The 21,501-nt window shown below is 58.2% G+C and carries 21 protein-coding genes; 13 read left to right on the top strand and 8 right to left on the bottom strand.

The window, feature by feature from the left end:
• The first annotated feature begins 3 nt into the window (after nt 1-3).
• The 8 genes from ispG (at nt 4) to GNG29_RS16600 (ending at nt 9,121) form a co-directional block, all read left to right on the top strand.
• Nucleotides 4-1,122, top strand: a complete 1,119-nt coding sequence (gene ispG, locus GNG29_RS16635) for a flavodoxin-dependent (E)-4-hydroxy-3-methylbut-2-enyl-diphosphate synthase (protein ID WP_103824628.1) — start codon at nt 4-6, stop codon at nt 1,120-1,122.
• Between the two features lie 91 nt (nt 1,123-1,213).
• Entirely contained in the window at nt 1,214-2,488 is a 1,275-nt protein-coding gene (hisS, locus tag GNG29_RS16630) for a histidine--tRNA ligase (protein WP_103180708.1), read from the top strand.
• A 13-nt stretch (nt 2,489-2,501) separates the two neighbouring features.
• The gene (locus tag GNG29_RS16625; protein WP_103180707.1) at nt 2,502-3,122 is read left to right on the top strand and encodes a YfgM family protein; all 621 of its coding nucleotides are present in this window, start codon (nt 2,502-2,504) and stop codon (nt 3,120-3,122) included.
• Nucleotides 3,123-3,132: 10 nt separating this feature from the next.
• Nucleotides 3,133-4,311 carry an outer membrane protein assembly factor BamB gene (gene bamB, locus GNG29_RS16620; RefSeq protein WP_103180706.1) on the top strand — a complete coding sequence of 393 codons (1,179 nt, stop codon included), beginning with the start codon at nt 3,133-3,135 and terminating at the stop codon, nt 4,309-4,311.
• Nucleotides 4,312-4,421: 110 nt separating this feature from the next.
• On the top strand, nt 4,422-5,894 hold the full coding sequence (gene der, locus GNG29_RS16615; protein WP_103181122.1) for a ribosome biogenesis GTPase Der: 1,473 nt from the start codon (nt 4,422-4,424) through the stop codon (nt 5,892-5,894).
• Between the two features lie 300 nt (nt 5,895-6,194).
• The gene (locus tag GNG29_RS16610; protein WP_103180705.1) at nt 6,195-7,748 is read left to right on the top strand and encodes a peptide MFS transporter; all 1,554 of its coding nucleotides are present in this window, start codon (nt 6,195-6,197) and stop codon (nt 7,746-7,748) included.
• Between the two features lie 61 nt (nt 7,749-7,809).
• A complete protein-coding gene (locus GNG29_RS16605) occupies nt 7,810-8,847 on the top strand; it encodes a Gfo/Idh/MocA family oxidoreductase (RefSeq protein WP_103180704.1) in 1,038 nt (345 codons plus the stop codon).
• A 52-nt stretch (nt 8,848-8,899) separates the two neighbouring features.
• A complete protein-coding gene (locus GNG29_RS16600; RefSeq protein WP_103180703.1) occupies nt 8,900-9,121 on the top strand; it encodes a zinc ribbon domain-containing protein in 222 nt (73 codons plus the stop codon).
• Here GNG29_RS16600 and GNG29_RS16595 read toward each other — a convergent pair.
• A complete protein-coding gene (locus GNG29_RS16595) occupies nt 9,118-9,468 on the bottom strand; it encodes a protealysin inhibitor emfourin (RefSeq protein ID WP_103180702.1) in 351 nt (116 codons plus the stop codon). The two genes, GNG29_RS16600 and GNG29_RS16595, sit on opposite strands and share 4 nt — an antisense overlap.
• Entirely contained in the window at nt 9,469-10,488 is a 1,020-nt protein-coding gene (locus GNG29_RS16590; RefSeq protein ID WP_156655026.1) for a M4 family metallopeptidase, read from the bottom strand. It abuts the gene before it with no gap.
• A gap of 155 nt (nt 10,489-10,643) precedes the next feature.
• On the opposite strand from GNG29_RS16590, the gene GNG29_RS16585 reads away from it, so the two are divergent.
• The gene (locus GNG29_RS16585) at nt 10,644-11,774 is read left to right on the top strand and encodes an MFS transporter (protein WP_156655025.1); all 1,131 of its coding nucleotides are present in this window, start codon (nt 10,644-10,646) and stop codon (nt 11,772-11,774) included.
• A gap of 5 nt (nt 11,775-11,779) precedes the next feature.
• On the opposite strand, the gene xseA is transcribed toward GNG29_RS16585, so the two are convergent.
• Entirely contained in the window at nt 11,780-13,153 is a 1,374-nt protein-coding gene (gene xseA, locus GNG29_RS16580; RefSeq protein WP_156655024.1) for an exodeoxyribonuclease VII large subunit, read from the bottom strand.
• Between the two features lie 159 nt (nt 13,154-13,312).
• On the opposite strand from xseA, the gene guaB reads away from it, so the two are divergent.
• Both guaB and guaA read left to right on the top strand, forming a co-directional pair.
• Nucleotides 13,313-14,779, top strand: a complete 1,467-nt coding sequence (gene guaB / locus GNG29_RS16575; RefSeq protein WP_156239545.1) for an IMP dehydrogenase — start codon at nt 13,313-13,315, stop codon at nt 14,777-14,779.
• A 63-nt stretch (nt 14,780-14,842) separates the two neighbouring features.
• On the top strand, nt 14,843-16,420 hold the full coding sequence (gene guaA, locus GNG29_RS16570) for a glutamine-hydrolyzing GMP synthase (RefSeq protein WP_103180698.1): 1,578 nt from the start codon (nt 14,843-14,845) through the stop codon (nt 16,418-16,420).
• A 61-nt stretch (nt 16,421-16,481) separates the two neighbouring features.
• Here guaA and GNG29_RS16565 read toward each other — a convergent pair whose 3' ends face one another.
• The 3 genes from GNG29_RS16565 to GNG29_RS16555 are packed head-to-tail and all read right to left on the bottom strand — an operon-like array spanning nt 16,482 to nt 17,989.
• On the bottom strand, nt 16,482-17,228 hold the full coding sequence (locus tag GNG29_RS16565; protein WP_156655023.1) for an alpha/beta fold hydrolase: 747 nt from the start codon (nt 17,226-17,228) through the stop codon (nt 16,482-16,484).
• 9 nt (nt 17,229-17,237) lie between these two features.
• Nucleotides 17,238-17,492, bottom strand: a complete 255-nt coding sequence (locus GNG29_RS16560; RefSeq protein ID WP_156655022.1) for a DUF1471 domain-containing protein — start codon at nt 17,490-17,492, stop codon at nt 17,238-17,240.
• A gap of 35 nt (nt 17,493-17,527) precedes the next feature.
• Nucleotides 17,528-17,989, bottom strand: a complete 462-nt coding sequence (locus GNG29_RS16555) for a DUF6130 family protein (protein WP_156655021.1) — start codon at nt 17,987-17,989, stop codon at nt 17,528-17,530.
• 220 nt (nt 17,990-18,209) lie between these two features.
• Here GNG29_RS16555 and GNG29_RS16550 point away from each other — a divergent pair, with 220 nt between their 5' ends.
• Nucleotides 18,210-18,935 carry an SDR family oxidoreductase gene (locus GNG29_RS16550; RefSeq protein ID WP_156655020.1) on the top strand — a complete coding sequence of 242 codons (726 nt, stop codon included), beginning with the start codon at nt 18,210-18,212 and terminating at the stop codon, nt 18,933-18,935.
• Here the strand turns inward: GNG29_RS16550 and GNG29_RS16545 are convergent.
• A complete protein-coding gene (locus GNG29_RS16545; RefSeq protein ID WP_156655019.1) occupies nt 18,932-20,113 on the bottom strand; it encodes an MFS transporter in 1,182 nt (393 codons plus the stop codon). The genes GNG29_RS16550 and GNG29_RS16545 overlap by 4 nt on opposite strands.
• 98 nt (nt 20,114-20,211) lie before the next feature.
• Between GNG29_RS16545 and GNG29_RS16540 the strand changes: the two genes are divergently transcribed.
• On the top strand, nt 20,212-21,096 hold the full coding sequence (locus GNG29_RS16540; protein ID WP_103180693.1) for a LysR family transcriptional regulator: 885 nt from the start codon (nt 20,212-20,214) through the stop codon (nt 21,094-21,096).
• Nucleotides 21,097-21,123: 27 nt separating this feature from the next.
• Here the strand turns inward: GNG29_RS16540 and GNG29_RS16535 are convergent, their stop codons facing one another.
• A complete protein-coding gene (locus tag GNG29_RS16535; RefSeq protein ID WP_103180692.1) occupies nt 21,124-21,330 on the bottom strand; it encodes a YfgG family protein in 207 nt (68 codons plus the stop codon).
• Nucleotides 21,331-21,501: the final 171 nt, after the last annotated feature.

Genomic DNA, 21,501 nt, shown 5'->3' with positions numbered 1-21,501 from the left:
TTCATGCATAACCAGGCTCCTATTCCACGTAGAAAATCGAAACGTATTTACGTCGGAAATGTGCCAATCGGCGATGGTGCCCCCATCGCCGTTCAGTCGATGACCAACACCCGCACCACGGATGTGGAAGCGACGGTCAATCAGATCAAAGCGTTAGAACGCGTAGGTGCGGACATTGTTCGCGTTTCCGTGCCAACGATGGATGCGGCAGAAGCATTCAAACTCATCAAGCAGCAGGTCTCTGTTCCGCTGGTTGCCGATATTCACTTCGATTACCGCATCGCGCTGAAAGTGGCGGAATACGGTGTCGATTGTCTGCGTATCAACCCCGGCAATATCGGCAGCGAAGAGCGTATTCGTGCGGTGGTGGATTGCGCCCGCGATAAAAACATCCCCATCCGTATCGGCGTAAACGCCGGTTCTCTGGAAAAAGATCTGCAGGAAAAGTATGGCGAACCGACGCCGCAGGCGCTGCTGGAATCGGCCATGCGTCATGTGGATCATCTCGATCGCCTGAACTTCGATCAATTCAAAGTCAGCGTGAAAGCCTCTGATGTTTTCCTTGCCGTTGAATCCTATCGTCTGCTTGCGAAGCAGATCGATCAGCCGCTGCACCTGGGGATCACCGAAGCCGGTGGCGCGCGCAGTGGGGCGGTGAAGTCAGCCATTGGCCTCGGCCTGCTGCTGAACGAAGGCATTGGCGATACCCTGCGCGTCTCGCTGGCCGCCGATCCGGTCGAAGAGATTAAAGTCGGTTTCGATATTCTGAAATCCCTGCGTATCCGCTCCCGTGGCATCAACTTTATCGCCTGCCCGACCTGTTCGCGTCAGGAGTTTGATGTCATCGGTACCGTGAATGCCCTTGAGCAGCGTCTGGAAGATATCATCACCCCAATGGATGTCTCGATTATCGGCTGCGTGGTAAACGGTCCGGGTGAAGCGCTGGTGTCAACGCTTGGTGTAACGGGCGGCAACAAGAAAAGTGGTCTCTATGAAGATGGCGTTCGCAAAGATCGTCTGGATAATAGCGACATGATCGATCAGCTTGAAGCCCGAATCCGCGCCAAAGCGACCATGCTTGATGAAGCGCAGCGCATCAGCGTGCACCAGGTCGAAAAATAACGTGATGGGAAGCGGTATGCTTCCTGTGTATGATTGAACCCTTCGGTTATGAACCCCAGGGTTCATTTTTGTCTATAGAAAGAGAACAAACGTGGCAAAGAATATTCAAGCCATTCGCGGCATGAACGATTATCTGCCTGCCGAGACCGCCATCTGGCAGCGCATTGAAGGCACCCTGAAGCAGGTGCTCGGCAGCTACGGTTACAGCGAAATCCGTTTGCCGATTGTAGAGCAGACCCCGTTATTCAAGCGCGCTATCGGCGAAGTGACCGATGTGGTTGAAAAAGAGATGTATACCTTTGAGGATCGTAACGGCGACAGCCTGACTTTACGTCCGGAAGGTACGGCGGGCTGTGTTCGCGCCGGCATCGAGCATGGTCTCCTGTACAATCAGGAGCAACGCCTGTGGTATATCGGCCCGATGTTCCGCCACGAACGTCCGCAGAAGGGCCGCTACCGCCAGTTTAACCAGCTGGGTGTCGAAGCCTTTGGCCTGCAGGGGCCGGATATCGACGCTGAGCTGATCATGCTTACCGCGCGCTGGTGGCGTGCGCTGGGCATCGCTGAACATGTTACGCTGGAGCTGAACTCTATCGGTTCTCTTGAAGCGCGCGCGAACTACCGCGATGCGCTGGTGGCCTTCCTGGAACTGCACAAAGAGAAGCTGGACGAAGACTGCAAACGTCGTATGTACAGCAACCCGCTGCGCGTGCTGGACTCCAAGAACCCGGACGTGCAGGCGCTGCTGAACGATGCGCCTGCGCTGGGTGATTACCTGGATGACGACTCCCGCGAACACTTTGCTGGTCTGTGCAAACTGCTGGAAGCTGCTGGTATTACCTATACGGTTAACCAGCGCCTGGTACGTGGCCTGGATTACTATAACCGCACCGTCTTTGAGTGGGTCACTACCAGCCTGGGTTCCCAGGGGACTGTCTGTGCCGGTGGCCGTTATGACGGTCTGGTTGAGCAGTTAGGCGGTCGCCCAGCACCTGCCGTTGGCTTCGCCATGGGCCTTGAGCGACTTGTTTTGTTAGTTCAGGCAGTTAATCCGGAATTTAAAGCCGATCCTGTTGTCGATATATACCTGGTAGCCTCAGGCGCGGAAACGCAGTCTGCGGCAATGCAGCTTGCCGAACGCGTGCGCGATGCGCTCCCGGAGGCTAAGCTGATGACCAACCACGGCGGCGGCAACTTTAAAAAACAGTTCGCCCGTGCCGATAAGTGGGGCGCGCGTATCGCACTGGTACTTGGCGAGTCAGAAGTGGCTAACGGCGAAGTGGTAGTGAAAGATCTGCGCTCTGGTGAGCAAACAACGGTAACGCAGGACGGCGTTGCGGCGCACTTGCGCACTCTACTGGGCTAAGGAGAAGGACTGCGTGGAAATTTACGAGAACGAAAACGACCAGGTTGATGCACTTAAACGCTTCTTTGCTGAAAACGGCAAAGCCCTGGCTGTTGGGGTCATTTTAGGTGTTGGCGCCCTGGTGGGCTGGCGTTACTGGAACAATCATCAGGTCGACTCTGCCCGTGGTTCTTCCTTACAGTATGAAAATACCGTTAGCGCAATCCGCGCCGATCAGCCACAAACGCTGGCGGCGGCAGAGAAATTTGCCGCAGACAACAAAAACACCTACGGTGCGCTGGCTTCCCTGGAAGTGGCTCAGCAGTTTGTTGATAAAAATGAACTGGACAAAGCGGCAGCCCAGCTGCAGCAGGGTCTGGCATCAGCAAGCGACGATAATCTGAAAGCGGTTATCAACCTGCGTCTCGCCCGTATTCAGGTTCAGCAGAAAAAAACTGACGACGCGCTGAAAACGCTGGACAGCGTTAAAGGTGAAGGTTACGCCGCCATTGTTGCCGACCTGCGTGGCGAAGCATTGCTGAGCAAAGGCGACAAACAGGGCGCGCGCAGCGCGTGGGAAGCGGGCGTGAAAAGTAACGCCTCGCCAGCGCTGAGCGAAATGCTGCAGATGAAAATAAATAATTTGTCCGTCTGAGAGGGACCCGATGCAATTGCGTAAATTACTTCTGCCAGGACTGCTTTCCGTTACGTTATTGAGCGGCTGTTCACTGTTCAGCGGTGAAGAAGATGTCGTGACCATGTCGCCACTGCCGACGGTTGAAAACCAGTTTGAACCTTCTACCGCCTGGAGCACCTCCGTGGGCGACGGGATTGGTGATTTCTACTCTAACCTGCATCCGGCTTCTGCGGACGGCGTTGTCTATGCGGCTGACCGTAAAGGCACGGTGAAAGCCCTGAATGCCGACGACGGCAAAGAAGTGTGGTCGGTTAACCTCGCAGAAAAAAGCGGCTGGCTGTCACGCACGCCTGCGCTGCTCTCCGGTGGTGTAACGGTCGCCGGTGGCCATGTCTATATCGGCAGCGAGAAGGCACAGGTCTATGCTCTTAACGCCAGCGATGGCTCCATTGCCTGGCAGACCCGCGTGGCGGGCGAATCGCTCTCTCGTCCGGTCGTCAGCGACGGCATGGTGCTGGTGCATACCGCAAACGGTCAGCTGCAGGCGCTGAATGAAACTGACGGCGCGGTGAAATGGACCGTGAACCTGGATATGCCTGCGCTCTCCCTACGCGGCGAATCGGCTCCGGCTACCGCGTTTGGCGCCGCCATTGTCGGCGGTGATAACGGTCGCGTTAGCGCCGTACTGATGCAGCAAGGTCAGCTGATCTGGCAGCAGCGTATCTCTCAGGCTACCGGTCCGACCGAAATCGACCGTCTGAGCGACGTCGATACCACGCCGGTTATCGTGAATGGCGTTGTGTATGCGCTGGCCTATAACGGCAACCTGACCGCGATGGATCTGCGTAGTGGTCAAATCATGTGGAAACGTGAGCTGGGCTCGGTGAACGATTTCATCGTTGACGGCAACCGCATCTACCTGGTCGATCAGAACGATCGCGTGCTGGCCCTGAGCACTGAAGGCGGCGTGACGCTGTGGACGCAAAGCGATCTGCTGCACCGTCTGCTGACCGCGCCGGCACTCTATAACGGCAGCCTGGTGGTGGGTGATAGCGAAGGCTATATGCACTGGATTGACCCGAGCAACGGTCGTTTTGTCGCGCAGGAGAAGGTCGACAGTTCCGGCTTCCTGACCGAGCCGGTATCGGTTGACGGTAAACTGCTGATCCAGGCAAAAGACGGCACGCTGTACGCGATCACGCGTTAATCACCGCGGTTGTAGTATACTCAACGGCTCCTGTTGCTTCAGGGGCCGTTTTGATTTTTTAAAAAACGCCGCAAATGCGACGTGATATCGAATTTTATGAGGCTTTAAACATGGTACCTGTGGTCGCGCTTGTCGGGCGCCCGAACGTTGGAAAATCCACTCTTTTTAACCGTTTAACACGCACCCGTGATGCGCTGGTTGCGGATTTCCCGGGGCTCACGCGTGACCGTAAGTACGGTCGTGCAGAAGTGGAAGGTCGTGAGTTTATCTGTATCGATACCGGTGGTATCGACGGTACAGAGGACGGCGTGGAAACCCGCATGGCGGAGCAATCCCTGCTGGCGATCGAAGAGGCCGATATCGTGCTGTTTATGGTCGATGCGCGCGCGGGCCTGATGCCTGCCGACTCGGCTATTGCCAAGCATCTGCGCTCACGTGAAAAAGCAACGTTCCTGGTGGCGAACAAAACTGACGGTATCGATGCCGACCAGGCGATGGCCGATTTCTGGTCATTAGGCCTGGGTGATATCTACCCGATCGCCGCCTCTCACGGTCGTGGCGTGACCAGCCTGCTGGAAACCGCGCTGCTGCCGTTTGTTGATGAGATCAACCCGCCAGAAGAGGTGGATGAAGACGCGGAATACTGGGCGCAGTTTGAAGAGAGCGAAGAGGGCGAAGAAGAGCCTGAAGACGACTTCAATCCACAGGATCTGCCGATCAAGCTGGCGATTGTGGGCCGTCCAAACGTCGGTAAGTCAACGCTTACTAACCGTATTCTCGGTGAAGACCGCGTGGTGGTCTACGACATGCCGGGCACGACCCGTGACAGCATCTACATCCCGATGCAGCGCGACGAGCGTGAATATGTGCTGATCGACACCGCGGGCGTGCGTAAGCGCGGCAAAATCACCGATGTAGTGGAAAAATTCTCGGTAATCAAAACCCTGCAGGCGATTGAAGACGCCAACGTGGTGATGCTGGTTATCGATGCCCGTGAAGGCATCTCCGATCAGGATCTCTCCCTGCTCGGCTTTATCCTCAACAGTGGGCGCTCACTCGTTATCGTCGTCAACAAGTGGGATGGCCTGAGCAATGAAGTGCGTGAGCAGGTGAAAGAGACCCTCGACTTCCGTCTGGGCTTTATCGACTTTGCTCGTGTGCATTTCATCTCTGCCCTGCACGGTAGCGGCGTCGGCAACCTGTTTGAATCCGTACGCGAAGCCTACGACAGCTCTACCCGCCGTGTCGGTACCGCGATGCTGACCCGCATCATGACCATGGCGGCAGAAGACCACCAGCCACCGCTGGTGCGTGGTCGTCGCGTGAAGCTGAAGTATGCGCACGCCGGTGGTTATAACCCACCGATCGTGGTGATTCACGGTAACCAGGTGAAGGATCTGCCGGACTCCTACAAACGTTACCTGATGAACTACTTCCGCAAATCGCTGGACGTAATGGGTACGCCGATCCGTATCCAGTTCAAGGAAGGGGATAACCCGTTTGCTAACAAACGCAACACCCTGACGCCGAACCAGATGCGTAAACGTAAGCGTTTGATTAAACACATCAAGAAAAGCAAATAATCTTTGCTGCTCTGCCAAAAAACCCGCGCCTGTCGCGGGTTTTTTTATGCCTGACAGGAACGAATAATTATTGATGTGATGTCAATCACTATTCATGTTTATCCAACATAAAATCTAAGAAATAAGATGATTGTCGAACTTTCATCTTTTGGTGGTGCACCAGGGGCTGGACAAAAGTTGCTTCAGGTTATCAAATGGTTAAATAACATTTCGCCGGATGTAAAAAAGCCACCCGAATGCTAACGGGACGGCTGACTTCCGGTGCTAACAAGTACGACGACACATCATCTCGGGAGAATTATGCAATCCTCTGTTAATAAAAACGAAAGCCGAACTTTCTTCGGCCATCCTTATCCGCTCGGCGCGCTGTTCTTCACGGAGATGTGGGAGCGCTTCTCGTTTTACGGTATCCGTCCGCTGCTGATCCTCTTTATGGCGGCCACCGTCTATGATGGCGGCATGGGGCTGGCGCGTGAAAATGCCTCCGCTATCGTCGGTATCTTCGCCGGAACCATGTACCTGGCCGCACTGCCGGGCGGCTGGCTGGCGGATAACTGGCTCGGCCAGCAAAGAGCGGTCTGGTACGGTTCGATCCTGATTGCGCTCGGCCACCTGTCGATTGCGCTTTCTGCGGTGATGGGTAACAACCTGTTCTTTATCGGCCTGATGTTTATTGTCCTTGGTTCGGGCCTGTTTAAAACCTGTATCTCGGTAATGGTCGGCACCCTGTATAAGAAAGGCGATGCGCGTCGTGACGGCGGCTTCTCGCTGTTCTATATGGGCATCAACATGGGGTCATTTATCGCGCCGCTGATCTCCGGCTGGTTGATTAAATCCCACGGCTGGCACTGGGGCTTTGGTATCGGCGGCATCGGGATGCTGGTGGCGCTGGTCATCTTCCGCCTGTTTGCCGTACCGGCCATGAAACGCTATGACAGTGAAGTGGGGCTGGACTCCACCTGGAACAGCCCGGTTGCGAAGAAAAACGGTGTCGGCGGCTGGCTGCTGGCACTGGCAGTGGGTATTGCGATTATTGTTACCCTGATTGCTCAGGGCGTGATTGTCATTAACCCGGTCGCCGTGGCCAGCGTGCTGGTGTATGTGATTGCCGCCTCTGTGGCGCTCTACTTCATCTGGCTGTTTGCCTTTGCCGGCCTGAACCGGAAAGAGCGCGCCAGACTGCTGGTCTGCTTTATTCTGCTGGTCTCTGCGGCCTTCTTCTGGTCTGCGTTCGAGCAAAAGCCGACCTCGTTCAATCTGTTTGCGAACGACTACACCAATCGCATGATCGGCGATTTTGAAATCCCGGCCGTGTGGTTCCAGTCAATTAACGCCCTGTTTATTATTCTGCTGGCGCCGGTCTTTAGCTGGGCCTGGCCTAAACTGGCGCAAAACAATATTCGTCCGAGCAGCATCACCAAGTTCGTGATCGGTATTCTGTGCGCGGCAGGGGGCTTTGGCCTGATGATGCTGGCGGCGCAGAATGTCCTCAGTAACGGTGGGGCGGGTGTCTCCCCATTCTGGCTGGTGGGCAGTATTCTGATGCTGACCCTCGGTGAACTGTGCCTGAGCCCGATTGGTCTGGCGACCATGACCCTGCTGGCCCCGGAAAGAATGCGCGGTCAGATGATGGGGCTGTGGTTCTGCGCCAGCGCGCTGGGCAACCTGGCGGCGGGCCTGATTGGCGGGCACGTGAAGGCCGACCAGCTGGATATGCTGCCGGACCTCTTCGCGCGCTGCTCCATTGCCCTGCTGATTTGTGCCGCTGTTCTGACGGTGCTCATTGTTCCGGTGCGTCGTATGCTGGAAAATGCGCAAACGAAAAGTGAGCCGAAACCCGTAACCAACGCCTGAATCTGACCTTTCCTGGCCGGGGCGGTGTTACGCCCCGGCAATGCAACGAAAGAGGTAACAGATGCAGATTGGATTTGTCGGGCTTGGCGCGGTGGTTGAAACCGCCTACCTGCCCGCACTACAAAATACCTTTGGTGATTCACTCCACTCTCTGGGGTTTGATATCCAGCCCGCAAAGACCCTTGCAGGCATCACCCGATCTCCTGCGCTCGACGACCTCCTTGCCCGCCCCCTCGATACGCTTTTTATCACGACCTCATCACTACACCATCTGGATGTGCTTGAGCAGGCGCTGGCCTCCTCCATATCGAGGATTGTGGTCGAAAAACCGATTGTCGCCACGCTTGCCCAGGCCGAAAAACTGACATCGCTGCTGGCGAGGCCGGAGGCGGCCTCCCGGGTGCTGGCGCTCGATCACTGGATGGCGCGCATTCATCTGATACGTCTGGGGCTGATCGGCTCCTTCTCTGACATCGTCAGGATCGAGGGCTTTTTGCAGGAGCCGAGCGGGTTTAACGCGGCGGGGGAACCTGTCGCGCTTAACTTTGCCACCGGCGAGCCGGATACCCGGACGCTTCGCCACCCGGATGGGGTGATCCTCGATATCGGCACGCACGTACTGGCGATGATGCGCGAAACGGTGCGCTATCTGGGCGGCAGTGGGGATCTGGCCTTGCAGGTGGTGACCGCCAGAGATCGGCTGGGGCGCGATATCGCTAAAGGCGACCTGACCACCGCGGAAGGCGAGGCGCATCTTCAGGGGCAGATTAGCGGCGTGCCGGTGGATATCTGGCTCAACAAATATGCGGGGCCGAGCGGCGGGCAAAAAGGGCTGCGGCTCTATCTGCGTGACGGCCGTATCCTCAGCCACGACCGGCGCGGAGCGGAAGATGTGCTGGAGCTCATTGATAAGGGGCAGGTTGTTCAGAGCTGGCGTTTTGGCGGCACGATTTACGCCCACTGTCTGGCGGAGCATATCCTGGGGGAGCAGAGCCTGTTTGAACGTGCCCCGCAGGAGGTGAGCCGCACAACGCAACGTCGGCTGGAGGAAGTAACATGCCTGCTGACATTACAGCAACAGCTACGTGGCCCCCACTGAGCGCATCGTGTTAAAATCAACAGCGTACTGAATATCCTTTCAAGGAGTCATCATGTCGATTACCTGCCCGGATTGCCATGCGGAGATTGAACCGCAAAACGGCGTGGCGCATTGTGAAAACTGCAACCAGGATATTGCCCTGGAAGCGCGCTGCCCGGAGTGCCATAAGCCGCTCGAGGTGTTAAAAGCCTGCGGTGCGGTGGACTATTTCTGCCAGAACGGCCACGGCCTGATCTCGAAAAAGCGCGTTGAGTTCGTCCTGCCCGGCGCTTAATCGCAGACGCAGTCTTCGCCCTTACGCCACAAATCTACCAGCGAGGGCGGGGCTTCCTGTTCCGGCACCAGCAGGATCACGTCGGTATACTGCGCCTGGTTGTGCCGGGTCCAGACGATCTGGATGCGAAAATAGCGCTGATCCCCGCGCCCCGGTGATGATGCCTGGCCGGGCGGCTGGCCAAGGTTCAGCGCCTGGTCGAGGATCGCTACCACCCGCTGGCGCTGCTGCTCGTTCAGTTCCGAGAGGGCGATACGCCGCAGGCCGCTCAGCTTAGGAATAAAAGCGACGCCGCCCTCGCGGGCCAGCTCAACCACGGCGTCATCCGTCAGTTCCGGGATCTGCATTTACAGTACTCCTGTGCTCTTCCAGGCCTGTTCAATGGCTGCCGCCACGTCGCCGCCGGCGCGTTTCTCTCCGTGATAGATGGTCAGCCGTGCAAAGGCGGCAAAATCTGCGTCCTGCGCCAGGTTGCGATCGCACACCGTATCGTACCAGGCGTAGCCAGCCTTTTCCCAGGCATAGCCCCCAATGGCGGTGGCCGCCAGGTAAAAGGCGCGGTTAGGGATGCCGGAGTTCAGATGAACGCCGCCATTGTCCTCACGGGTTTTAATGAAATCATCCATATGCCCCGGCTGCGGATCTTTGCCCAGCAGTGGATCGTCGTAGGCGCTGCCCGGCTCGGACATGGAACGCAGAGCCTTGCCGTTAACGCCCTCTGCCAGCAGGCCTTCGCCAATCAGCCAGTCGGCCTTATCGGCGGTTTGCTTAAGATGATACTGCTTCACCAGCGCACCAAAAACGTCAGATAACGACTCGTTCAGCGCCCCGGACTGTTCAAAGTAGATAAGCCCGGCTTCGGTTTCGGTGACGCCGTGGCTCAGCTCGTGGGCGACCACGTCGATGGCGATGGTAAAGCGGTTAAAAATCTCACCGTCCCCGTCGCCAAAGACCATCTGCTGCCCGTTCCAGAAGGCGTTCTGATACTCCCGGCCATAATGCACGGTACCGGTGAGGATTAGCCCTTTGTTATCGAGGGAGTCACGCTGATAGTTTTTCCAGAAAAAATCATGGGTGATGCCCAGATAATCGTAGGCTTCGTCCACCGCCACGTCGCCGTTAGAGCGTTGCCCCTCATAGCGCACCTGGGTGCCCGGCAGCTCCTGGGTCTGCCTGGCGTCGTAAATGTCCCGCTCCAGCTGCCCGGGTCTGTTCACGTGCGGTGCGACAGGTTTGCCCGGCATATGGGCCATCAGCGTCTGGACATGGGTCAGGGTCTGGCGAGCGCAGCGCTGCTGCGGCTCAGAGCCGCTCTCAATAATACGGCGAAGGATATAGGGCGGGATCACACTATAGATTCGGGTCATGCGTCTCTCCTGTTATGGCAATGCCGAAAAAAGCAACAGCTTAAGTGTATGCCATCGCAGCAAAACGGCAGGCAAGTCGGACAAATCGCGGGGCGAAAAAGTGGCGCACCCGGCGCGCAGGGTTTAGGTTTTAACGACCCAACGCGAGGAACGGCATGAAGAAAAACCTGGCTCTGGCCATCACAGGATTTACCTTGATCGCTATCACCTATGGGATGGCGCGCTTTTCATGGGGCATCATGTTGCCGGATATCCGGCAGGCTATCCCTTTCTCGCCGCAGGCCGCGGGCCTGATTGCCGCCTGCAGCTACGGGGCCTATTGCCTGTCGGTTTTTTTCGCCTCGTCTCTCACTGAGCGCTTCGGGCCGCGCTTGCCGGCGGTTCTGGCGGCCTTAACGGCGGCGGCCGGGCTGCTGATTCTGGCGTTCGCCCCTTCGCCGCCGGTGCTGGCCGTGGGCCTGTTCATTGCTGGCCTCAGTTCGGGGCTGGCGTCTCCCGCCCTGGCAGGGGCCGTAAGCATCGGGGTTAACCCCGAGCGGCAAACTCAGGTGAACACCATTATCAATGCCGGGACCAGCGGTGGCATCATTCTGTCGGTGCCGGTGCTGTTTTTTGTGCCGGGAGGCTGGCGGGTTGCCTGCGCGATCTTTGCCCTGCTGGCGTTAGCCTCTCTTCTTCCCGTCTGGCGCTATCTGCCCCGCGCGGGAAGGGCGGGCGAAACGACCCCGGGCTGGCGCAGCCTGATGCATAAACCGGGGATGATTCGGCTCTCCGCTATTGCGCTGGTCAGCGGCATCGCCAGCGCCGCCTGGTGGAGCTTTGGCCCCGAGCTTTTGCAGCGCCATACCAGTCTGGAGGACGCCGCCACCAACATCCTGTGGCTGGTGAGCGGCGGGGCTGGGGTGGCCGCCGTATTTACCGGCAGCCTGGCGAAACGCATCGGCATGCGCGGGGTTTATCGCGGATCGCAGATCTTTATGGCGGGGTCGCTGATTGCCCTGGCCTTCAGCAAGGGCTTTGCCTGGTGGCTGGTACCGGTGGTGGCGATGAGCGGGGCGGGATATGTGATTTTATCCGGCGTGCTGCTGGTTCAGGGGGCGCGGGTCGCGGAGCCTTCGCCTGCGGCCGGGGTCAGCGTTGCCTTTCTGATGCTGGCGGTCGGGCAGATTATCGGCTCGGTGCTCTTTGGCCAGCTGTATGGATTTGTCGGCGCGGCGTGGGCGCTGCTGGCCTTCTCCGCGTTATCGCTGGCGATGGTGATGGTGAGTCCCGCCCCCCGGAATTAACCGCGTCAGGCCTTTTTGCGGGCGCGGGTTTTCCTGGCCGGCGTCACGCCTTTCACTTCGCTTTCCACCCAGCCGTCTGACAGGCGGGTAGTAAGCACATCCCCCGCTTTAACCTGTTTCGTCTGCTTCAGCACTTTGCCGTCGGTTGCCGTGGTCACGCTGTAGCCGCGCGCCAGGGTTGAGAGCGGGCTGACGGCTTCCAGGTGGGTGACCGCATTACCAAAACGCTCGCGGGTGCTGCTCAGGCGGGCACGCAGATTCTCCGCAAGGCGATACTCCAGCTGCTGAATGCGGGTTTGCGCGCGGTAAATACGCGGCTGCGGGTTGTGCTGGTTCAGGCGCTGGGTAACGCGCTGCTGGCGTTGCACCGCCCGTTTAAGCTGACTATCCACCGCCACGTTCATCCGCTGGCGCAGACGTTCCAGCACGGTTTGCTGGCGCGCCAGGCGCAGCTGCGGGTGCTGCTGTTGCAGACGATGATGAAGCTGGGTAAAGCGACGGGTGCGGTTGGCGAGGAAATAGTCCATCGCCATCTCCAGCCGTTGCTGGCCGTTTTGCAGCTGGCGCAGCAGCTCGAGCTGATTACGGCTCACCATCTCTGCCGCAGCGGACGGTGTGGGGGCCCGCAGGTCAGCAACAAAATCGGCGATAGTGACGTCAGTTTCATGGCCGACGGCGCTGACTACCGGGATCCGGCTGGCAAAAATTGCCCGCGCCACCCGTTCGTCGTTAAAGCTCCAGAGATCCTCCAGCGAGCCACCGCCGCGCCCGACAATCAGCACATCACACTCCTGACGGGCGTTAGCAAGCGCAATGGCGCGGACAATTTGACCCGGCGCATCATCGCCTTGCACCGCGGTCGGATAGATAACGACCGGCAGGGAAGGGTCGCGGCGTTTCAGGACGTGCAGAATGTCATGCAGCGCGGCGCCGGTTTTCGAGGTGATCACCCCCACGCAGTGGGCGGGGGAGGGGAGGGGCTGTTTGTACTGCTGATCGAACAGGCCCTCAGCGGAAAGCGCCGCTTTCAGCTGCTCATATTTTTGCTGAAGAAGCCCTTCCCCCGCAGGCTGCATGCTCTCAACGATAATCTGATAATCACCGCGCGGCTCGTACAGCGTGATACTGGCGCGAACCAACACCTGCTGCCCGTGCTGCGGACGGAAGGTCACCCGGCGGTTGCTGTTGCGGAACATCGCGCAGCGCACCTGAGCGGTATTGTCCTTCAGGGTGAAGTACCAGTGACCGGACGCCGGCTGGGTGAAATTGGAGATCTCTCCGCTGATCCACACCTGGCCTATTTCCTGCTCAAGCAGCAAGCGGACCGTCTGATTCAGGCGGCTAACAGTATAAATTGAGGGGGACTGGGAGGATAACATGTGAGCGGGATCAAATTCTAAATCAGCAGGTTATTCAGTCGATAGTAACCTGATAAGAGGCAATCGCAAGCATTATTTATAAAAAAGTGTGGATGCAATCGGTTACGCTCTGTATAATGCCACGGCAATATTTAACCACCCAGGTCAGAGATATTGCCCATGCTACGTATTGCTAAAGAAGCACTGACGTTTGACGACGTCCTCCTCGTTCCCGCTCATTCCACCGTTCTGCCGAATACTGCCGACCTCAGCACGCAGTTAACCAAGACCATTCGCCTGAACATTCCTATGCTCTCCGCGGCAATGGACACCGTGACGGAAGCGCGCCTGGCTATCGCCCTGGCTCAGGAAGGCGGCATTGGCTTTATTCATAAAAACATGTCTATCGAGCGTCAGGCGGAAGAAGTTCGCCGCGTGAAGAAACATGAATCTGGCATCGTTACCGACCCACAAACCGTTCTGCCAACCACCACCCTGCACGAAGTGAAAGCGCTGACCGAGCGTAATGGTTTTGCAGGCTATCCGGTTGTCACCTCCGATAACGAACTGGTGGGCATCATCACTGGCCGTGACGTGCGTTTCGTCACCGACCTGAACCAGCCAGTCAGCGTTTACATGACCCCGAAAGAGCGTCTGGTCACCGTGCGTGAGGGTGAATCCCGCGACGTGGTCTTCGCAAAAATGCACGAAAAACGCGTTGAAAAAGCGCTGGTTGTGGACGACAGCTTCCACCTGCGCGGCATGATCACCGTTAAAGACTTCCAGAAAGCAGAACGTAAACCGAACGCCTGTAAAGACGAGCATGGCCGTCTGCGCGTTGGCGCGGCGGTGGGCGCAGGTGCGGGCAACGAAGAGCGCGTTGATGCGCTGGTTGCGGCGGGCGTTGACGTGCTGCTGATCGACTCCTCTCATGGCCACTCCGAAGGCGTTCTCCAGCGTATTCGTGAGACCCGTGCAAAATACCCTGACCTGCAGATCATCGGCGGTAACGTGGCAACCGGCGCGGGCGCGCGTGCCCTGGCTGAAGCGGGCTGTAGCGCAGTGAAAGTGGGTATCGGCCCAGGCTCCATCTGTACCACCCGTATCGTGACCGGCGTGGGCGTTCCGCAGATCACTGCGGTATCCGACGCGGTAGAAGCGCTGGAAGGCACCGGTATTCCGGTTATCGCTGACGGCGGTATCCGTTTCTCTGGCGATATCGCGAAAGCGATCGCGGCCGGTGCGGCAGCGGTAATGGTGGGTTCCATGCTGGCCGGTACCGAAGAGTCTCCGGGCGAAATCGAACTGTTCCAGGGTCGTTCTTATAAATCTTACCGTGGAATGGGCTCTCTGGGCGCGATGTCCAAAGGCTCCTCCGACCGCTACTTCCAGACCGACAACGCTGCTGACAAACTGGTGCCGGAAGGTATCGAAGGCCGCGTGGCCTATAAAGGCTACCTGAAAGAGATCATCCACCAGCAGATGGGCGGCCTGCGCTCCTGTATGGGCCTGACCGGCTGTGGTACTATTGACCTGTTACGTACCAAAGCGGAATTTGTGCGTATCAGCGGTGCGGGTATCCAGGAAAGTCACGTTCACGACGTGACCATCACCAAAGAGTCCCCGAACTACCGCATGGGCTCCTGATAAATTTCCACGCCCGGCTATAAGCCGGGCGATTTTGTTTCACTTGCCTCGGAATTAGCGTCAATGACGGAAAATATTCATAAACATCGCATTCTCATTCTGGATTTCGGTTCGCAGTACACTCAGCTGGTGGCACGTCGCGTACGTGAGCTGGGCGTTTACTGTGAACTGTGGGCGTGGGATGTCACGGAAGCACAGATTCGCGAATTCAACCCAAGCGGTATCATTCTCTCTGGCGGCCCGGAAAGCACCACCGAAGAGAACAGCCCGCGCGCGCCGCAGTATGTATTCGAAGCCGGTGTGCCGGTGTTCGGCGTCTGCTACGGCATGCAGACCATGGCGATGCAGCTGGGTGGCCATGTAGAGGGCTCCAACGAGCGTGAGTTCGGCTATGCACAGGTTGAAGTACAGACCGACAGCGCCCTGATCCGCGGTATCGAAGACTCCCTGACCGCCGACGGCAAAGCGCTGCTCGACGTCTGGATGAGTCACGGCGACAAAGTCACCGCTATCCCGTCCGACTTCGTGACCGTTGCCAGCACCGAGAGCTGCCCGTTTGCCATCATGGCGAACGAAGAGAAGCGCTTCTACGGCGTGCAGTTCCACCCGGAAGTGACCCACACCCGTCAGGGCCTGCGCATGCTGGAGCGTTTTGTCATCGACATCTGCCAGTGTGAAGCGCTGTGGACGCCAGCAAAAATCATCGACGACGCCGTGGAGCGTATCCGCCAGCAGGTGGGTGACGACAAAGTGATCCTCGGTCTGTCCGGCGGCGTTGACTCCTCCGTGACCGCGATGCTGCTGCACCGCGCCATCGGCAAAAACCTGACCTGCGTCTTCGTCGACAACGGTCTGCTGCGCCTGAACGAAGCCCAGCAGGTGATGGACATGTTCGGCGACCACTTCGGTCTGAACATCGTTCACGTGGAAGGCGAGCAGCGCTTCCTCGACGCGCTGGCGGGTGAAAACGATCCGGAAGCCAAACGTAAAATCATTGGCCGCGTCTTCGTTGAAGTGTTCGATGAAGAAGCGCTGAAGCTGGAAGATGTGAAGTGGCTGGCGCAGGGCACCATCTACCCTGACGTGATCGAATCCGCGGCATCCGCCACCGGTAAAGCACACGTCATCAAATCTCACCACAACGTGGGCGGCCTGCCGAAAGAGATGAAGATGGGTCTGGTTGAGCCGCTGCGCGAGCTGTTCAAAGACGAAGTGCGTAAGATCGGTCTGGAGCTGGGTCTGCCGTATGACATGCTCTACCGTCATCCGTTCCCGGGGCCGGGTCTGGGCGTGCGCGTGCTGGGCGAAGTGAAGAAAGAGTACTGTGACCTGCTGCGTCGTGCGGACGCGATCTTCATTGAAGAGCTGCACAAAGCTGACCTGTACAACAAAGTGAGCCAGGCGTTCACCGTCTTCCTGCCGGTTCGCTCTGTAGGCGTAATGGGCGATGGCCGTAAGTATGACTGGGTTGTCTCCCTGCGTGCGGTGGAGACCATCGACTTTATGACTGCCCACTGGGCGCACCTGCCGTATGACTTCCTGGGCCGCGTATCCAACCGTATTATCAACGAAGTGAACGGTATTTCCCGCGTGGTGTATGACATCAGCGGTAAGCCACCGGCGACGATCGAGTGGGAATAAATCCCGCCTGTTAAGCGCATATAAATCAAGCCCGCATCGTGCGGGCTTTTTTTCGCTGGCCTCATTTCACCGCTTGCTCAATCACCCGGGCAATCTCCCTGGGATGACTCACCATCGACACATGGCTTGCCGCTACCTCGCTGGTTTTCGCATCAATCGCTTTCGCCATTGCCCGCTCCAGATCCGGGTTGATCATCCGGTCACTCTTGCTGACCACATACCAGCTCGGCTTATCGTGCCAGGCCGCATGCGTGACCTTTTCTGCAAAAGCCTCTGCGCGGATCGGGCCCTGGGTGGCGACCAGTGTGCTTTGCTCGGCCGCATTAATGTCCGGGGCAAAGTCCTGACGTACCGATTTGGCAGGCAAATAGAGAAAACCGTCCGCGGTTTTGGCGATGCCTGCGCTGCCCGGTGGGGCAGGGTAGCTCCCCGCCAGATCCGCCGTCGACTGGCCCGAGTCCGGGGCAAACGCCGCCACGTAAACCAGCGCTTTGACCCGCGCATCGTTACCCGCCTCGCTTATCACCGTGCCGCCCCAGGAGTGGCCTACCAGCACCACATCCCTGTGGGCCCGTGCGATGGCGCGCTGGGTTGCGGCGACATCCTCTTTCAGCGAGGTGAGCGGCAGCTGAACGGCAATGACCTCGGTATGCTGGTGTTGCAGCTTGTCGATCACGCGGTTCCAGCTGCTGCCGTCGGCAAACGCGCCGTGCACCAGAACGACGGTTTTATTATTCGCCAGCGCGGAGCCGCTGGCGGCGGCCAGCAGCAGGCCCACCGCAACGGTATGGATAGAGACTTTTTTCATGGTTACGCCTCAGCGATAAATATCGGCGGTGCCGGACAGGGTGTTGTTCCCCCCGGCGGAGGTAATACGAAACGCGCTGGCGCCCGCTTTATCGGCTTTGGCCTGCAGTTTTGCCTCCAGATCCGCCAGCGACGTCGCACCGCTGCTGTCGGAAACGGTGCCAATCTTTTGCTCTCCCTGAGGCTGGTTAATTTCCTGGGCGGCGAAAGCGGAAGAGGTCATTGCGGCAGTGAAGGTCAGGACAGCAATCAGTAATGTTTTCATGGTTTAAATCCTCAAAAATAGGTCAGGGGTTGCGTTCAGTGCATAATCGCGGCATGCGGCGGCACGGTAAATTCAATGGTTTTACGATCAACAGGTTTATGAGTTGGGTCAGCGAGAATAAGGGTCACCTTGTGATGACCTGCGGGTAGCCCCACCAGAATGATCGGTTCACCGCTGGCGTCGGCCCAGTGCCAGGGATTGTCATCCACGATGACGTGGATATGGCCGATGCGCGGCGTCACTTTCAACGCCTCAGGCCCGAACACCGGTTCAATGCGCATGTTCTCTGCGCGGTATTGAATAAAGACCGCGCCTTTACTTAGCGGGCCCGCCAGCGGCGGATCCACAATCAGCTTCGCCGGAGGCTGGGGCTGTTCGAGCGGTGCTACGGCAGCAGGGCCATTCACCTCCGCCGCACTAAGCCCGCTTAACGGTGCGGCCCAGGTACAGCCTGATGACAAGGCGAACAGCGTGAGCAGGACATTTCGATGCATCATCCGGGTATCTCCTCTTCAGGTAATCAGTGACGACAGATACAGAAAACCATTTTTATGTATCGGGTCTGTTTGCTGTGGGCGGCTTTTTTGTATGGCTGCGTAAGCAGGGCGGCGTGGATACAGTGCGATACATTCCGCGCATGCGCAGGGGAGTTTCTGCTGGCAGGGTGTCTGCAGAGGCACCCGGCTGGGTGCTCAAGCCAACAGGAGAATGACCATCATGAATCACGAAAAAGTAGCGTTGATTTTCGGCGGGGCACGCGGGATCGGAGCGGCCACTGCGGCGCGACTGGCGCGCGAGGGCTACCGGGTTGCCATTACATGGGTATCCCGCCCGGATCGGGCGCAGGCGCTGGTCTCAACCATTGAACAACAGGGCGGTCAGGCGATAGCCATTGAAGCCGACAGCGCAGATGCGGCAGCAATCCAGGCGGCAGTGGATACGACGCTGCGCCGCTACGGCAGGCTGGATGTCGCGGTGGTGAACGCGGGTGTGCTTCGCCCTGGAACGATTGAGGAGTATGCCCTGGCGGATCTGGACGCCACGCTGTCGGTCAACGTACGCGGCGTCTTCCTCGCCATTCAGGCGGCGGTGAAGCCGATGACGGAAGGGGGGAGAATTATCACCATCGGCAGCAATACCGCCGTGCGTACCGGGCATGCGGGCAGCAGCGTTTATGCCATGAGCAAAGCGGCGGTGGCATCGATGGTGCAGAACCTCGCTCTGGATCTGGCGCCACGGCGCATCACCATTAACAACATTCAGCCAGGGCCTGTTGCCACCGATATGACCGCCGGGATGGCGGAGCAGATCGTCGGTAGCATCCCGTTGCAAAGAATGGGCGAGCCGGACGAAATCGCCTCGCTGGCGTCCTGGCTTGCCGGGGCGTCATCCGGCTACATGACCGGGGCAAGCCTGACCATTGACGGCGGATTTGTTCTTTAGTCACTCAGGGCAGGGATGCCCTGGCCCCCACGCGCGGCCTGTCCCTTCACCATCGCCACCGCCAGCCCGGCAATCACCAGCGTCAGCCCCCACGACAGCCACATCGCCCCCATCGTCCCTAAAGCCCGGTTCAGCCACGCATAGGCCAGCGGAGAAGCCGCCGCCATCAGCTGGGCCGGGATCAGCAGCACGCCGGTGCGTCTGGCGTACTCTTCAGGGGCAAACAGCTGCAACGGCAGCGTGGCTTTGACGATGGTCACCAGCCCGTTAATCGCCCCGTAGCCCAGCACAAAACCGGCGGCTGACCAGAGCCAGAGCGTACTGCAGAGCCCCAGCAGAAAGCAGACCGGCATGGCAAGCGCGGTGAGCAGCGTCAGGCGCAGCGGAGTCAGTCCCGCTCCGGCCACCACCTCCAGGAACCGCGCCCCGGTCTGCCCAATTCCCCATAACATGCCGACGGCAACCGGCAGCCCGACGCTGGCGATAAATTCCGGCAGATGGGTCGAGGTGCCGTTAGAGACAAAGGTGATCAGCGCGATAAACGCGGCGTACAGCCAGCCGTTGCGCCGATCCTCTCCCCCGGCAGGGGCGGCGGGTTTGTTGGCTAGAGGGTGAGTTTGATTGGGTAGCGACAGGGTTAACGCGGCGCTCAGCAGGCCGAACAGGGCATAGATCAGCAGCGCTTCACGCCAGTACATGACCATGAGCAGTGCCTCTCCCAGCGGCCAGAAGACCACCGAGGCCAGCCCGCCCGCCAGCGTCACGCGGGAGATCGTTCGCCGCGCCTGCTGACCGTAGAGATTCACCAGTGCCGCAAACAGCGCGTCGTACAGCGACAGGCGCATACCGATGCCAGTTAACACCCAGGCGCCGTACCAGGTCATAAGCGAGTGCGTGTAAGCCATGAGCAGACAACTCAAGGCGATCAGCAGGGAGCCGGTCATCACCACGCGCTGGCCGCCGATCCACGCCAGTAAGCGGGCGACAAACGGCGAGAGGGCAGCCATCACCAGCATGGCGAGCGTCAGGCCCGAGTAGATTTGCGCTGACGACCAGCCGGTATCCGCCGTCATCGCCCGGGCAAAGGTGCCGGGCATATAAAAAGAGATCCCCCAGTTGATAAGCTGGTTACAGCCGGCAGTGAGGGAGAGGGCGCGGGGCAGGGCAGGGTTTTTCATTATCTTTCATTCCATCAGGGCGTTATGCTGAGCATATCGGTTGCATCAGGACCCTGGCAGGCCGGTGCATTTATGGCTCCTATAAGAGAAACTTTGTGATGACGACGCTGAATCTGGGACAGCTGGCGACCTTTCGTCTGGTGGTGCAGCGGGGCAGTTTTTCTGCCGCGGCGGATCTGCTGGGACTTTCGCAACCGGCCGTCAGTCTGCAGATCCGCCAGCTGGAGCAGTTTCTGCAGGCGCGATTAATCGAGCGAACCGGACGGGGGATTAAAGCCACCGCGGCGGGGCTCACGTTACTTACGCACGGCGAGCGCATCGAGCAGGCGGTGGATGAGGCGATACGCGCGATAGGGGCCTTCAGCCATGAGGTGAGCGGCACCATTACCCTCGGAATGGGTGCCACGGCCTGCATCCATCTGCTGCCACCTCTGTTGCAGCAGCTGCGTCAGGATCATCCCCTGCTGCGGGTTGGCGTCACCACCGGCAATACCCTTGAGATTGTTCGCGCTATCGAGGAGAACCGTCTCGATCTGGGGCTGGTGACACTCCCGGCTGCCGGGTCTGCGCTTTCGATCGCACCGGTGATGAATGAGGAGTTTGTCTATATCGCCGCCGGGGAAGAGCAGAGGCAGTTCGGCATGCTGACCGCTGAGCATCTACAGGATCGACCCTTTATCGCCTTTAGTGCGGGAAGCAGTACGCGTACGGTCATCGACGCCTGGTTCCAGGCAAGCGGCGTGGAGGTGCAGCCGGTGATGCAGTCCGGCAGCATCGAAGCGATCAAGCGTATGGTTCGTGTCGGGCTGGGGTACAGCATTATTCCCCGCATGGCGGTCGCCTGCGCGCAGGACAGACAGGGATTATGCGTACAATCGCTTACGCCGGTATTACAGCGCCAGCTGGCTATTGTTATGCGTCAGGACAAAATACTGAGCAAAGGAATGAGCGAAATTATTCGTTTATTACAAACAACAGAATAATTAAATTAACCAATAAAAACCAAACGATTAATTAATTGTCGATGTGGAACGCCCGGCATAATCGACAGAGAGGCTGGATTGCTGGGCCTGTTTTTTCTCCTGATGGTGATACCAGGCACCTATAGAGGAATAGACGAAACGGCCAAGGAAAAAGAAGAAGCTGATTAGCAGTATGATACGCGTCATCCGAGTGTTAAACCGATGTCGTCTTCGCATACGTGTGGCCTGACTCACTGTTGTTTTCCTGATAATACCCTGCGGGCGGTACGCCATTAAGGCATACGGGCGGGCAGGGGTCAATTAATCGTAATGTAAAATTGCGTCAACAACTCACTCACTTAATGTTATGTATAATAATTAACTTATTTACGCCATTGATAATTAGCACAAAAGTGTGGTCAAAAA

This window comes from Leclercia sp. Colony189 (assembly GCF_009740165.1).
Lineage (GTDB): Bacteria > Pseudomonadota > Gammaproteobacteria > Enterobacterales > Enterobacteriaceae > Enterobacter.
The sequence above is the reverse complement of the archived record's forward strand: the minus strand, read 5'-3'. Positions and strand labels throughout refer to the sequence as shown.

Excerpts from the sequence above, each read along its gene's own strand:
- ispG (WP_103824628.1), top strand. The coding sequence starts at position 4 with ATGCATAACCAGGCTCCTATTCCACGTAGAAAATCGAAACGTATTTAC.
- bamB (WP_103180706.1), top strand. The coding sequence starts at position 3,133 with ATGCAATTGCGTAAATTACTTCTGCCAGGACTGCTTTCCGTTACGTTA.
- der (WP_103181122.1), top strand. The coding sequence starts at position 4,422 with ATGGTACCTGTGGTCGCGCTTGTCGGGCGCCCGAACGTTGGAAAATCC.
- GNG29_RS16610 (WP_103180705.1), top strand. The coding sequence starts at position 6,195 with ATGCAATCCTCTGTTAATAAAAACGAAAGCCGAACTTTCTTCGGCCAT.
- GNG29_RS16605 (WP_103180704.1), top strand. The coding sequence starts at position 7,810 with ATGCAGATTGGATTTGTCGGGCTTGGCGCGGTGGTTGAAACCGCCTAC.
- GNG29_RS16600 (WP_103180703.1), top strand. The coding sequence starts at position 8,900 with ATGTCGATTACCTGCCCGGATTGCCATGCGGAGATTGAACCGCAAAAC.
- GNG29_RS16595 (WP_103180702.1), bottom strand. The coding sequence starts at position 9,468 with ATGCAGATCCCGGAACTGACGGATGACGCCGTGGTTGAGCTGGCCCGC.
- GNG29_RS16590 (WP_156655026.1), bottom strand. The coding sequence starts at position 10,488 with ATGACCCGAATCTATAGTGTGATCCCGCCCTATATCCTTCGCCGTATT.
- GNG29_RS16585 (WP_156655025.1), top strand. The coding sequence starts at position 10,644 with ATGAAGAAAAACCTGGCTCTGGCCATCACAGGATTTACCTTGATCGCT.
- xseA (WP_156655024.1), bottom strand. The coding sequence starts at position 13,153 with ATGTTATCCTCCCAGTCCCCCTCAATTTATACTGTTAGCCGCCTGAAT.
- guaB (WP_156239545.1), top strand. The coding sequence starts at position 13,313 with ATGCTACGTATTGCTAAAGAAGCACTGACGTTTGACGACGTCCTCCTC.
- guaA (WP_103180698.1), top strand. The coding sequence starts at position 14,843 with ATGACGGAAAATATTCATAAACATCGCATTCTCATTCTGGATTTCGGT.
- GNG29_RS16565 (WP_156655023.1), bottom strand. The coding sequence starts at position 17,228 with ATGAAAAAAGTCTCTATCCATACCGTTGCGGTGGGCCTGCTGCTGGCC.
- GNG29_RS16560 (WP_156655022.1), bottom strand. The coding sequence starts at position 17,492 with ATGAAAACATTACTGATTGCTGTCCTGACCTTCACTGCCGCAATGACC.
- GNG29_RS16555 (WP_156655021.1), bottom strand. The coding sequence starts at position 17,989 with ATGATGCATCGAAATGTCCTGCTCACGCTGTTCGCCTTGTCATCAGGC.
- GNG29_RS16550 (WP_156655020.1), top strand. The coding sequence starts at position 18,210 with ATGAATCACGAAAAAGTAGCGTTGATTTTCGGCGGGGCACGCGGGATC.
- GNG29_RS16545 (WP_156655019.1), bottom strand. The coding sequence starts at position 20,113 with ATGAAAAACCCTGCCCTGCCCCGCGCCCTCTCCCTCACTGCCGGCTGT.
- GNG29_RS16540 (WP_103180693.1), top strand. The coding sequence starts at position 20,212 with ATGACGACGCTGAATCTGGGACAGCTGGCGACCTTTCGTCTGGTGGTG.